General features: G+C 69.9%; 11 protein-coding genes. 6 read left to right on the top strand and 5 right to left on the bottom strand.

The features are described from left to right. The 6 genes from ACFW16_RS21755 to ACFW16_RS21730 all read left to right on the top strand — a co-directional run. Positions 1 to 591, top strand: a 591-nt coding sequence (locus tag ACFW16_RS21755; RefSeq protein WP_380308876.1) for a glycosyltransferase family 4 protein, incomplete at its 5' end; no start/stop codon positions are given. 55 nt (positions 592 to 646) lie between these two features. Further along, on the top strand, positions 647 to 1,288 hold the full coding sequence (locus tag ACFW16_RS21750; RefSeq protein ID WP_380308874.1) for a hypothetical protein: 642 nt from the start codon (positions 647 to 649) through the stop codon (positions 1,286 to 1,288). Next, positions 1,285 to 2,118, top strand: a complete 834-nt coding sequence (locus ACFW16_RS21745) for a glycosyltransferase family 2 protein (protein WP_380308872.1) — start codon at positions 1,285 to 1,287, stop codon at positions 2,116 to 2,118. Before ACFW16_RS21750 ends, ACFW16_RS21745 begins: the two co-directional genes overlap by 4 nt. Beyond that, complete coding sequence (locus ACFW16_RS21740) at positions 2,115 to 2,702, top strand: YdcF family protein (protein WP_380308870.1); 588 nt, start codon at positions 2,115 to 2,117, stop codon at positions 2,700 to 2,702. Before ACFW16_RS21745 ends, ACFW16_RS21740 begins: the two co-directional genes overlap by 4 nt. Continuing rightward, entirely contained in the window at positions 2,702 to 3,979 is a 1,278-nt protein-coding gene (locus tag ACFW16_RS21735) for a hypothetical protein (RefSeq protein WP_380308868.1), read from the top strand. Before ACFW16_RS21740 ends, ACFW16_RS21735 begins: the two co-directional genes overlap by 1 nt. 41 nt (positions 3,980 to 4,020) lie before the next feature. Then, positions 4,021 to 4,890, top strand: coding sequence for a glycosyltransferase family 2 protein (locus ACFW16_RS21730; protein ID WP_380308866.1), 870 nt, complete (start codon positions 4,021 to 4,023; stop codon positions 4,888 to 4,890). A gap of 15 nt (positions 4,891 to 4,905) precedes the next feature. On the opposite strand, the gene ACFW16_RS21725 is transcribed toward ACFW16_RS21730, so the two are convergent. From ACFW16_RS21725 to ACFW16_RS21705, 5 genes are read right to left on the bottom strand one after another with little or no spacing between them, the layout of a single operon-like run. Beyond that, the gene (locus ACFW16_RS21725; RefSeq protein WP_380308864.1) at positions 4,906 to 6,960 is read right to left on the bottom strand and encodes a hypothetical protein; all 2,055 of its coding nucleotides are present in this window, start codon (positions 6,958 to 6,960) and stop codon (positions 4,906 to 4,908) included. Further along, positions 6,960 to 8,441 (bottom strand): lipopolysaccharide biosynthesis protein, encoded by a 1,482-nt coding sequence (locus tag ACFW16_RS21720; RefSeq protein WP_380308862.1) that lies wholly within the window; start codon positions 8,439 to 8,441, stop codon positions 6,960 to 6,962. The genes ACFW16_RS21725 and ACFW16_RS21720 overlap by 1 nt, the downstream gene beginning before the upstream one ends. Before the next feature lie 48 nt (positions 8,442 to 8,489). Beyond that, positions 8,490 to 9,737 carry a glycosyltransferase gene (locus ACFW16_RS21715; protein ID WP_380308859.1) on the bottom strand — a complete coding sequence of 416 codons (1,248 nt, stop codon included), beginning with the start codon at positions 9,735 to 9,737 and terminating at the stop codon, positions 8,490 to 8,492. A gap of 11 nt (positions 9,738 to 9,748) precedes the next feature. Further along, positions 9,749 to 10,996, bottom strand: coding sequence for a glycosyltransferase family 4 protein (locus ACFW16_RS21710; RefSeq protein ID WP_380308857.1), 1,248 nt, complete (start codon positions 10,994 to 10,996; stop codon positions 9,749 to 9,751). Beyond that, the gene (locus ACFW16_RS21705) at positions 10,993 to 12,264 is read right to left on the bottom strand and encodes a glycosyltransferase family 4 protein (RefSeq protein ID WP_380308855.1); all 1,272 of its coding nucleotides are present in this window, start codon (positions 12,262 to 12,264) and stop codon (positions 10,993 to 10,995) included. Before ACFW16_RS21705 ends, ACFW16_RS21710 begins: the two co-directional genes overlap by 4 nt. Positions 12,265 to 12,360 lie beyond the last annotated feature (96 nt).

Below are 12,360 nucleotides of genomic sequence, written 5' to 3'. Positions count from 1 at the left end.
GCGGGGCCGGCGCGGCCGCCCCCCCCCGGCGCGGCCGACGGCCCCGACCTGGCCCGCCTCAAGCGGGGCTGCGACGGCCTCGGCGGCCGCATCCGCTTCCGCGGCGCCGTCGCGCCGGATGCCGTCGGCGCGCTGCTCGCGGAGCATGACGTGCTGATCATGCCGTCCCGCTTCGAAGGGTTTCCGGTGACGATGGTGGAGGCGATGACCGCCGGCTGCGTGCCCGTGGCGTCGCTGATCCGCGGCGTCACCGACATGGCGATCCGGGACGGGCGGAACGGGCGGCTCTTTCCGGTGGGCGACGTCAAGGCCGCGGCGCGTGCCGTGACGGAGCTGGCGCAGGATCCGGCGGCGCTGGCGCGGATGTCGGAGCGGGCGAGCCGATCCGCGCGCGACCTGTTCGGCGTGGATCTGATGGCGCGGCGGTATCGGGACCTTCTCGACCGCCTGGCCGGGGCTCGCCCGACGGTGGCCGCACCGCTCGATCTCGCGCGATGGAGCTTCCCGGCGGGGCTGAGGGACGGCTTCAGGACCTATCTGCCGACACCGGTCAAGAACGGCCTTCGGACGCTTCGTGAGCGCTACGCATGACGATCTTCCCCCAGAGTGGCGGCCGGGCCTCGAGGAGGACGGTACGATGCGGGCGATGACCCGATCCGCCGCGGCGCCGTCCGGCAGCCGGGCCGCGGCGGGGACCCGCCCCGATCTCCCGGACGAGGCGGAAGGGCGATCCGACCCGTCCAGGCCGAGCCCGCATTCGGCCGCCAACAAGGTCGCGCGGGCGGTGTGGGGGGGCGTCTGGCTGCTGCTCTACCGGCCGAGTCCCAAGCCCCTCCATGGCTGGCGGCGCTTCCTGCTGCGGCTTTTCGGGGCCCGGATCGGCCGTGCCGCCGTCGTGCACCCGTCCGCCCGCATCTGGGCGCCCTGGAACCTCGAGATCGGAGACTACGGCTGCCTCAGCCCCGGCGTCGACTGCTACGCGGTCGACCGCATCTCGATCGGCCGGCACGCGACCGTCAGCCAGTACAGCTTTCTCTGTGCCGCGGGCCACGACATCGATTCCGCGGACATGGCCCTGACCACCGCGCCGATCACGATCGGCGACCACGCCTGGGTGGCCGCCGACGCCTTCGTGGGGCCGGGCGTCGTCATCGGCGAAGGCGCCGTCGTCGGGGCCCGCGCCTCCGTCTTCAAGAACGTGCCGCCCTGGACGGTCGTCGTCGGCAATCCCGCCAGGATGATCCGCAGCCGGTCCCGGGCGGTCGCGCAGCAGGGAAATCGCGCATGAGCATCTCCGTCCTCATCCTGACCCTGAACGAGGAACTCAACCTGCCGGACTGCCTGGATGCGGTGTCGTGGAGCGACGACATCGTCGTGCTCGATTCCGGCAGCACCGACCGGACGGTGGAGATCGCCAAGGCCGCAGGCGCGCGGGTGTATCATCGCGTGCAGGACAACGAGCACGCCCAGCGCACCTACGGGCTGAGGCAGATCGAGTTCAGGCATCTCTGGGTCTATATGCCCGATGCGGACGAGATCACGCCGCCGGACCTGCGGGACGAGATGCTCGCGATCGCCGCCGACCCGGGCCGCCCCGAAGTGATGTTCCGGGTCCGGTTCAAGAACATCTTCATGGGCCGCTGGATCCGCCACAGCAGCCTGTATCCGACCTGGGTGGTCCGCCTCGTGCGCCCGGACAAGATCTCCTTCGAGCGCCAGATCAACCTGCAATGCGTCGCCGACGGTCTGGAAGGACGCCTGCAGAACCATTTCTACCACTACAGCTTCAACAAGGGCCTCAACGCCTGGTACGAGAAGCACAACCGGTATTCGTGGTTCGAGGCGCAGGAATCGCTGAAGAGCCTGCGGCGAGGCAGGCTGAAGCTCGCCGACATCTTCAGTGGTCGCGCCGAGCTGCGGCGGCGGGCGCTCAAGGAGCTGTCGTTCCGCCTGCCGTTTCGGCCGGCCCTGAGATTCCTCTACATGTATCTCGTCCGGGGCGGATTCCTCGACGGGGGGGCGGGCTATCTGTATTGCCGGCTGCTCACGGCCTACGAGTACATGATCGTCGTCAAGATGATGGAGATCCGCCGCCGCGAGCAGGGGCTGCGGGTGTGACGACGCCTCGCGCTGCCTGGGGGCGCCGGCTCGCGGCCGCGGCGGTCATCGCCGTCCTCGCCTACGGTGCCGTCGTCGCCGCGGGCCTGAAGTCGGCCGAGACGCTGCTCTTCGTCCGGACCGAGCGGCAGCCGGCCGACGTCATCGTCGTCCTCGGCGGCGACGGCCCGCCGCGGGCGGCGCAGGCGGCCGCGCTCTATCGGGCCGGGGCGGCGCCGCGCGTCCTGGTCTCCGGCGGCGGCGACTGCGCCGACATCCGCCGCCTGATCGCCGAGACCGGCGTGCCGATGGAGGTGATCCAGATCGAGTGCGCGTCCCGGAACACCTGGGAGAACGCCTTGTTCTCCGCCCCGATCCTGTCGGCCATGGGGGCACGGCGCGCGATCCTGGTCACCAGTTGGTTCCACAGCCGTCGGGCGCTCGCCTGTTTCGAACGCACCGCGCCGCAGCTGGAGTGGATGTCGGCCCCGGTGGAGCCGGGGGGATCCGTCTGGCAGATGATGGGCCGGTCCGACGGGCTGTGGGTGATGAAGGAGTACGTCAAGCTCGGCTGGTACTCGCTGCGATACGGGATCGCCGTCTGATGAACGAATTCCTCACCTTCGGGCTGTTCGTCGTCTGCATCGCTCTGATGATCCAGGGCCTGAGGCGGCGCGGCGGGATCTACGGCTTCCCGTTCCTGGCCGGGGCGACCTTCCTGGGCTTCATCGTGCCGCAGATGGTCGGGCTCGCGCATGACCGCTTCCTGCCGGTCGGCGCCTTCGAACAGACGGCGGTCTTCACCATCCTGTGCGCCGTCATGTGCGGGGTCGGCTGGGCCGCCGGCGACAGGCCCGCCACCGGATTCCGATGGATGTTCGACGAGAAGCGGCTGCTGTACGTCGCCGCCGGCATGTCTCTCCTCGGCGCCTATTTCTACTTCGCGCTGAGCCGGCTGCCGGCGGAAGCCCGGATGTCGACCATGCCGACGGGGACGGCGGTCATGTATCTGTTCTTCGCGCGGATGCTGACCTACGGGTTCATGCTGTCGGTCCTCTGCTTCGGGCGCCGGCCGTCCCGCATCGCCCTGGCGATCGCGCTGTTCGATTCCCTCTTCGTCATCGATCGCATCCTGATGGGCGGGAAACGGGGCGAGTTCATCGAGTTCGGCATGGCGATCCTGCTCGTCGCCTGGTTCCAGCGCGGCTGGGTGCTGCCGCGGACCCTCGCCGTCGGCGCGGTGCTGCTGGCCATCCTCGGCCTCAACAGCATCGGCGACTACCGCAACAACACGCGCCAGCAGAACGGGCCCACCATCGAGGGCGTCTCCAGCATCGACGTCCTCGGCAATTTCCGGACCGTGCTGCAGAATGGCGGACCGGAGATGCGGAACGCCATCTATCTCATGGATGCGCAGAGCAAGGCGCAGGATTGGGATTACGGGATCTACCATTGGAATGTTCTGGTATGGAACTTCGTGCCGGCGCAGCTGGTCGGCCAGACTTTCAAGCAATCCCTGGTGATTCCGACCTTCGACGACCGCAACTATGTTCCGGATCTCGGCAGTACCGAGACCGGCATGGCTGACGCCTTCGGATCATTCTACTATCTGGGCGCCTTCAAGTTTTTCCTGGTCGCTTATTTCCTGTCGCGGGTCTATCGCGCCGCGTGTTCCGGATGGGCGCTGGCGCAGATCATCTACATCCTCTGCATCGCGCCCGGCATGCTGACCGTCACCCATCACACGCAGTGGGTGCCGAGCACGCTGGTGCACTTCGCTCTCCTGTTCCTGCCCTGCCTGCTCTTCGCCCGGATACGCCGGGTCCCGAACGATGAACCGCCGATCATCGCCCGAAGAGCGGTGCCGGCCGGATCGTCTTAGCCATCTTCCGGCGCGCCGGCGTCTCACAAGGAGGTTCGATCATGCATCCCGAGACGGCTACCGATCACGCGGTCGTCATCTGCTCGGCGAACCGGCCGGACGTTCTCGGCGACACGATCGCCTCTCTCCGGCGCCAGGTCGTGCGGCCGACCGAGATCATCCTCTCGGTCCCGAGGCGTGAGGACGTGCCCCAGGAGTTGTGGCGCGAGCCGGGCATCCGCATCGTCATTGCGCCGCGGGGGCTGCCGGCGCAGCGCAACTGCGCGCTGGCGGAGCTGTCCCCCGGCGTCCGGCTGGTGACGTTCCTCGATGACGACATCGAGCTCGCCCCGGCCTATCTCGAGCGGATCCGGGCCTTTTTCGCCAAGCATCCGGAGATCGCGCTGGCGGATGGCGAGCTGGTCCGCGACGGCGGGATCGGGCGGCCGGACGCGTTGCGGCTTCTCGCGGCCCAGCCCGAGCCGGCCGGCCGGTTCGCCTATACGCTGAACGCCATCGGCTGCAACATGACCGTGCGCCGGGAGATCGCAGACCAAGTGCGTTTCGACGAGCGGCTGCGGCTCTATGCGTGGCTCGAGGACGCGGACTTCACGCGGCGCTGCCTGGCCCTCGGGCGCTGTGCCCGCTGCGACGCCCAGGCCGTGCATCTCGCCGTTCCGGGCGGCCGGATCAGCGGCCGGCAGTTCGGCTTCGCGCAGATCATGAACTCGTACTATCTCAAGCGCAAAGGGCAGATGTCGTTCGCCGGCCTTCTCCGGCGGCACTGGGGGCGTGCCGTCGCGGCGAATCTCTGGGGGGCGCTGGCCCGCGACCATGCGGTCGACCGCCCGGGCCGGCTCAGGGGAAATCTCGTCGCCTTTTCCCTTCTCGCCCGGGGTCGGTGCGAGCCGGAGTATGTGGAGCGGCTTTGACCGGGCCCGGCGGCCTCACGCAAAGGGCGGCTCGACCTCGACCTCGAGGCGCAGGACGGCCTGCTCCGCCTCGGATCCGGGTGCCGGGGCCGGGACCGCGCCCGGCTCGGTGACGATCAGCGCCCAGGCCGCGCGGACATAGCGGAGATCCGGCAGCTGCAGTGCCGGCCGGCCGCCGATCGTGAAGCCGTCATTCGGGTTCAGGCGCAGGCCGGCGCCGGTCAGCTCGCGCGTTCCCGCCTGCGCCAGGTCGATGTTCAGCTCGAACGGCTCCGGACCCTCTTCCCGTAAGGTGAGGAAGCATCCCGGCGACGGCCCGGTGTAGGGTCTCAGCACCATGCAGCGGATCGCCGCGAGATGGCCGGGCAGCCAGGCCGGGCGGGAGGAGACGGTCGATCGCAGCACCATCCGCAGGCGGCGCGAACGGTCGATCTCGTCCTCCCAGGTGAGATCGGGCGGATCCGGATGGGGGCCGGGCAATCCGGTCAAGCGGCAGCCGGTGACGGACAGGGACAGGAGGCGCGGGATCGACAGCCGGGCTCCGGGCCGAAGCCGACCGGGCACGGAGACGCCGATGACGGCCCCATCGCCGGCATCCGCGATCTCCGAACAGCGGCCGAATTGCGGGCCGTCCGGCCCTTCGGCCCGGATCGGCCAGCCCTCTTCGAGAAGATCGACCAGGGTGGAATAGGCCGGGCTGCCATAGGCGACATGAAGCCGGTTCCCGTCGCGGAGCCGGACGTCGCGCCCGTCGATCGCGACCTCGGTCCAGACCGGCCCGCGCAAGGCATGCCCTGTCGGGTCGCCGCGGCCGAAGAAGCGGCAGTCGGTGACGGTCATGCGGCGGGTCGGGTTCGGGCCTTCCAGGTTGATTCCGCGCCGGTCTTCGCCTGGAGAGACCGGCCCGGGAAAGGTGCAGCCGTCGACCACGGCCTCACGGGCGAGGATCTGGGCGTCGCCTTCGATCGTGCAGTTGCGGAGGGTCAGATGGTTGACCCCGGTGCATTGCTGGAGCGATCCGATGGTGCAGCCTTCGAAACTCAACCGGTCGATCAGCTTGTCCGGTTCGGCATAGGCGAAGGAGCAGTTGCGGACCTGCACGTCGCCGGCCTGCGAGACGCCGAAGGCGATCAGGTCGCAGTCTTCGACGACAGCCTGCAAGGTGCCGTTGATGTTCAGGGTTTCGCGGGTGGTCTTGATGCCGGCGTCGCGCACCGCATGACGGGGATTGGAGGCGACGGTCAGCCCGAAGAACCGCTGCGACAGGGCGAGCGGGCAGTCCGGCCGGTCGATCGCCACGATCCGGGCGGCGCCGATGGCCGGCGCCTGCGACGGGTCCTCGGGCCAGTCGTCGCGATGGAGGTGGCGCAGGGGGCGGTCCAGCCGGATCACGAGGCCGTCGACGGCGGTGACCCGGGCCCGCTCGAAGTACCGCATGTTCGGCGGATAGCCGTATTGCTGCTGCGCGTAGGACTGGATCAGCACCCAGTTCCCGGGCGTGAAGGGAAGCGGGGCCGCCGGCGCGAGGAGGGTCACGGCCTCGTCCCCCGGCCTGGCCGTATGCAGCCGCAGGCCGTATTGCTCCGCCGGCCCGGCCGAGGTGTCGCCATAGGCCGGGCCGTCCGCCGCCCAGGCCCAGTAATGGTCCCGGTTGCTCATGAGCGGCGCCTGGTCGATGTCGTACGGGCCGGAATGCAGGCACTGGATGGTTGCGCCGTAGCCCAGGACGGTGACCCGGCGGAGCCCCCAGGTCCAGCGGTTCCAGGTGTAGCGATAGCGTCCCGGATCGAGGCGGATGACGAATTCGACGGGCGGGCGCTGCGGATCCGCGGCGCGAAAGCGATCATCCTCCGCCTGCCGCTGCCGCAGCGTCCGGTGCATGGCGCGGAAGGCGGAGGTGTCGTCCGCCTTCCCGTCGCCGCGCGCGCCGAAATCCCGCGGCGTGTAGATCTGCGTCACCGCGTCCGGCGGAACCTCGGCCGCCGGAACGGGGGCGGCCGAGGCGGCGGCGCCGGCGGCCGCGAGGCCCGACAGGCCCCTGAGCACATCGCGCCGGAAGGGGCGGGCCATCACCATGGCCTGGCATGCCTGGCTCGTCCCAGCCAGGTCCTCGGGCGGGTGCCGAGCCAGGACAGGACACGGGCCCTGCCGCCGATCTCGGACAGCAGCGGGTGGTCGGTCGCCAGCAATCCGATCAGCCAGGCCGCCGCCATGCCTGGAACCACGATGAGCATCGCGGCGAGCGGCCGTTCGAAGCGGAACCCTTCCACGGCCACCGCCGCAAGCGGGATGACCGCCGTGCCCAGCGCCACGAGGGCGCTGCGACGGCACGCCGCCGCCAGCTCGCGCCAGCTGAAGGGAATCGACCGGCGGATGAAGGTGAACGACGCGAAGATCTGCAGCGGCGCCGTCAGGAACAGGCTCGCCGCCACCCAGTGCAGCCCGGCGAAGGCGCTGCCGACGATGACGGCGATGCAGGGCGGGAGGACGATCAGACTGAGGATCAGGGTGTCCCTGACGCGGTTCACGGAGACCAGCGCGGGATAGGTCATGAAGGCGGGGAACAGGGCCCAGGAGGCGAGGGCCATGGTGCTCACCAGCGGCGCCGCGGCCGACCATTGCGGCCCGAACAGCAGCTGCACGGCGGGGTCCGCCAGCAGGGCCAGGCAAAGCAGGAACGGCCACTGCACCGCGCTCATATAGCTGATGCCGCGGAGATAGGCGCCCTTCAGGTTGTCGCCGCTGCGCACCTGGGCGGCGAAGGCCGGCAGGACCACGGGTTCGATCGCGCTGGCGATCGTGCGCTCCGTCATCTGGCACAGCATGGATGCCCGGCTGTACAGGCCGACCGCCTCGAAGCCGAGAATGCGGCCCAGCGCCAGCTGCGGCAACATCATGTAGAACAGGTTCAGGATCGCGGTCGCGCTTGAATAGCCGCCGAAGGAGACGACGGCCCGCCAGTCCCTCAGCGTCAGGCGGAAGATCCAGAGCTGGGGGCGGTACAGCAGCGCGAGGGCGGTGCTCGCCAGCCCGCCGATGACCGATCCCCAGGCAGGGCCGGCATATCCGGCGCCGAGCAGCACCAGGGCGACGGCGCCGACCAGGTTCACCACGGCGCCGGAGATCATGATGACCGCGATGGCGTCGAAGGCCATGTCGCGCCGCAGCAGCGCCAGGCTCGGGCTGAGAAACGGCCCGATCAGGAAGCCCAGGGCCGCGATGTGCAGGACGGGCTCGAGCCTCGGCTCGTTATAGAAGGCGGCGATCGGGCCCGCCAGGGCATAGGCCGCGCCGGCAAGGGCGAGCGACAGGATCAGCATCACGGTGAAGGCGGTGCCGGCCCCTGTCGGCGTGATGTCCCGGGCCTGGATGAGATAGACGCTGGTGCCGAAATCGCGCAGGGCTTCGGTGATCATGAAGATCGCCGCAGCGATCGCGAGGACGCCGATCTCGTCGGGATGCAGCAGCCGAGCCAGGATGGCGGCCATCAGCAGGTTGATGACGTTGATCGAGTACCGGGCGACGAAGGCGAAGATGATGGAGCGGCGCAAGCGGATCATCTCCCTCGATCGATAGGACGGCTTTCCGGGAAGGGATGATCAGGCCAGCCTGATCGTGTCGGGCGGCGGCTGCTGGCCGAGCAGCCAGCGATAGACCTGTTCGAACTGCCGGGCGACGGCGGGCCAGGAGAAGCGGTCGGTGACGAGCGCCCGTCCCCTGGCGCCCATGGCGGCGCGCTGCCGGTCGGTCATGGCCGTCAGACGGCGCAGGCCGTCCGTGATGGACGCCACGTCCGGCTGGATGGCGATGGCGGCGTCATGGGTGAAGCCCTCCGGCAGGTTGCATTGCGGCGTGAGCAGCGTGGGCAGGCCGTGGGACCAGGCCTCCAGCGCGGCGATCGGCATCCCCTCGCTGAATGACGGAAGAACGAAGCCATGCGATGCGCCGAAGCACGCGGCTTTGTGGATGCCATAGGCCGGGCCGACGATATGGACGCTCTCCTGCACGCCGACGTGCTCGATCGTGGACTGGAGCTCCTGGAGATAGGTATCGGGGCCGGGGCCGACGAAGACCAGGTGCCACGGTTCCGCTGCGGGCCATCCCGCCTGCAGCGCTGACCAGGCGCGGATCAGCTGGGCGGGCCCTTTCTTCGGCGTCACCCGGCCGAGATAGAGCAGCACCCTGGCGTCCCCGGGAAGGCGGCCGTGCCAGGGGGGCGGCGGCAGGTCCGCCGGCGGTGGGCTGACGCCGTTCGGAACAAGGCAGATCGGAGCCGTGTAGCCGAGGGCGCGGATCGACTGCATCTCCGACTCGTTGAGGGCGTGCAGGCAGGACGCGCCGCGCAGATGCGCATCCTCGTAGAGCCGCATCGCCATGCTCTTCTTCCACGACTTGCTGGCGAGCGCCCAGGGGTCGAGCATGCCCTCCGGGCTGAGGACGTAGGGTCGCCGGGTCCGTCGATGCCAGCGTTTCGCCGCGATCGACGGATACATCCAGAGGCCGTGGACATGCAGCAGATCGATGTCGGATTCGTCGAGGAGGATGTCGAGCTGCCGGGAGTAGCCGAAGCTCCTCGGGCCCAAGCTTCGCGCCCGGCGGATGGAGATGCCGTCCCAGCCTTCCGACGGCTCGGCATCGCCGCGGCGCTGCAACGTCAGCACGTCGACCTGAACCGACCACGGATCATGCATGGTGCGGGCGAGCTCGCGCACGACTTCCGACACGCCGCCATCGGCCGCGGCAGTGGAGGCCAGCAGCATTCCGACCTTGATCAGAGGCGTCGGCGGCGCCTCCTGGTCGGAAGTGGCGGCGGAACAGCCTGGTGAGATGGCCGGACGGGCCTGCATGGTCGATCCTCTCAACGAACGGCCAGGGCCGGCCTGTGCTCGCCGGGCTGGGCCAGCGCCTGGCGGAGCCGGCGGCCATAGCCGGCGAGATCGAAGTCGCGGGCCCTGGCCTGGGCCTGGCGGGACATATCGGCGAGACGGCCGCGATGCCCATGCAGGAAGGCCAGCGCCTCGACGATGGCGGCCGCATCGCGGATGGGAACGACGAAGCCGTCGAGGCCGTCGCGCACGACGCTGCCGCTGTTCGCGGTGGTGATCACGGGCAGCCCGGCGGCCATCGCCTCATAGATCACCGTCGCCGACCCCTCGCAGATCGACGGCAGGAGGAAGACGTCGGCCCAGGCGTAATGGTCGAGGATCTCCGCCCGCGGAACCGGCCCCGTGATCTCGACCAGATCGCCCAGCCGGGAGCGGGCCTGCTCGGGAAGATTGCATGAACCGACCATGCGGAAGACGGCGTGCCCCGCCAATTGCCGCGCGGCCTCGGCGACATAGGGGGACCCCTTGCGCAGGCCGACGGCGCCGATGGTGAGCACGCGCAGAGGGCCGCCGATGCGGCGCCGCTCCGGAAGCTGGAAGCGCGCGTCGACCCCGTAAGGCACCAGGACGCACCGACCGGCCGGCCCGCCGCTCTCGATCACGGTCTGCCGGACGAACTCGGACGGGCAGACGATCAGGTCGGCCGCTTCCCATTCGGCCTTCTCGCGCGCCCCGAATGCCTCGGCATGGCGGTCCGGTGGTCCGGGCCTCTCCCAGTCGGGGAACCGCGCGGCCTCCTCCTGGATCAGCCGCTCGACGATTCCGCGCGGCGCGATGATCTGCTCGACCGCCGTCCACAACCCCGCCGCGCGGGCCGCCTGCATCTGCTCCAGGCATTCGCCGGCGATTCCGTAGAAACCGTCCGCGTCTCCGAAACCCCGCCTCACGACGCGCCTGGAAAACGCCCGCGCCGTGGCGAGCATCGCGGCCGTCTCTTCGGAGGGGCTGCGCGCGCGCATCCGATGCACGGTGTAGAGCAGCCCGATCGCGTTGAAGCAGGTCATCCGATCGGCCGGGATGTCGGCCGGGACCCTGCCGGCGAGGCGCCGCAGGCCGTTGTTCAGGAAGCTCCGCGGCAGGCGGCCGATCAGGCGGGGCCAGCCCTTCGTGGCGCAGATATCGGTGTAGAAGTGCTTGAGCATCCCGGCCCGGTGCAGGATGCGCGGCACGGCATAGTGCATCCGCGCGCCGAGCTGGCTGACGACGATGGTTCTGGTCACGATGCCTTCTTCTTCGCCAGTGGCGGCTCGAGCGCCTGGGAGATCGCGCCGTCGGGCCGGCGCAGGAGGCGCATCATCAGGCCTGCCCATTGATCGCACCCTCGCGCCTGGGTGTAGTCGGTCTCGAACAGCCGGCGCGCATCGGCGCCCATCCGGGCGCAGGTCTCCGGCGACTCCGCCAGCTCGCGGATGCAGGTCGCCAGCCCCTCGCCGTCGCCGATGACGACGGACCGGCCGCACCGGCCCCGGGTGAGGGCGGAGCCGACCTCGCCGGCCAGGTCGCCGACGAAGATCGTCGGGCGGCCGGCGGCCAGGATGCCGTAGAACTTGCTGGGGATGATGCAGGGTTCGAGCGACGGCAGCAGCGAGACGAGGTGCACGTCCGCGGCGCAGAGGCTCTCGGCGAGACGCTCGCTCGGCTGCAGCGGCTGGAACTGGACATTGTGCAGCCGGCTCTGCCGGACACGCTTCTCCACCTCCGGCCGCCGGTGGCCGTCGCCGACAAAGAGAAACCTGATGTCGTCGCGCGATCTCAGGCGTTCCGCGGCGGCAAGCACCGTTTCGAATTCGTGCGCCCGGCCGAAGTTGCCGGAATAGCCGACGACGAATTTGCCTTCGAGCCCCCATTGCCGCCGCAGGGGATTGGCGGCCGGCGGCACCGGGCGGATGTCCGCTCCGTCGGCCCAGTGATGGACGACCTTCAGCCTGTCCGCAGCGACACCTCGATCTTCCAGGAGCCGCGCCATCGTGCCGATCGGCGGCACGTTGACGGCGGCCTGCCGGAGCGACCAGTCGCGCAGGGCCAGCGCCACGGTGCCGAGGGGGCCGGCGCCCGGCACGCCGAGGCGGAGGGCGACCTCCGGGAACAGGTCGTGCAGCCAGTTCACCATCTGGGCGTCGTTGAGCCGGAGCGGCAGGGCCAGCGTCACCGACAGCAGCGGCGGATCGGTGCCGATGATGCAGATGTCGCCGGGCTCGACATGCCGCCGCACCCACAGCGCCGCGGAGATGTGAAAGGTGAGATAGTCGAGGGCCCGGCCCCAGAGCGTCGCCCGGCCGAAGCCGGAGGTCCAAAGGCGCTGCAGCCGGACCGCGCCCATCCGTCCTTCGGGGGGCAGGCGCCCGCTGCGGTCGTTGTGAATGTCGCGACTGGCCAGGCCGACCACGGTGAAGCCCCGCTCCGCCAAGCCCGCCGCCAGGCTCGAGGTCATCCGGCTGGTCGCCGACTGGTCGGGATGCAGGTAACGGTTCACGAGAATGATTTTCATGAATCGCGCGGTCCTGGTTCCTTTCGCCGACGGCTCCGGCAGGGCCGCCCGCGGGACGAACGCGCATCGCCGGTTGTTCGTCCGCACTTTCGATGC

Origin of the sequence: Inquilinus sp. NPDC058860, assembly GCF_042743185.1 — a bacterium.
Taxonomy (GTDB): Bacteria; Pseudomonadota; Alphaproteobacteria; order DSM-16000; family Inquilinaceae; genus Inquilinus.
The sequence above is the reverse complement of the archived record's forward strand: the minus strand, read 5'-3'. Positions and strand labels throughout refer to the sequence as shown.

Coding starts and splice junctions, on each gene's coding strand:
- ACFW16_RS21750 (WP_380308874.1), top strand. CDS start 647: ATGACCCGATCCGCCGCGGCGCCGTCCGGCAGCCGGGCCGCGGCGGGG.
- ACFW16_RS21745 (WP_380308872.1), top strand. CDS start 1,285: ATGAGCATCTCCGTCCTCATCCTGACCCTGAACGAGGAACTCAACCTG.
- ACFW16_RS21735 (WP_380308868.1), top strand. CDS start 2,702: ATGAACGAATTCCTCACCTTCGGGCTGTTCGTCGTCTGCATCGCTCTG.
- ACFW16_RS21730 (WP_380308866.1), top strand. CDS start 4,021: ATGCATCCCGAGACGGCTACCGATCACGCGGTCGTCATCTGCTCGGCG.
- ACFW16_RS21725 (WP_380308864.1), bottom strand. CDS start 6,960: ATGGCCCGCCCCTTCCGGCGCGATGTGCTCAGGGGCCTGTCGGGCCTC.
- ACFW16_RS21715 (WP_380308859.1), bottom strand. CDS start 9,737: ATGCAGGCCCGTCCGGCCATCTCACCAGGCTGTTCCGCCGCCACTTCC.
- ACFW16_RS21705 (WP_380308855.1), bottom strand. CDS start 12,264: ATGAAAATCATTCTCGTGAACCGTTACCTGCATCCCGACCAGTCGGCG.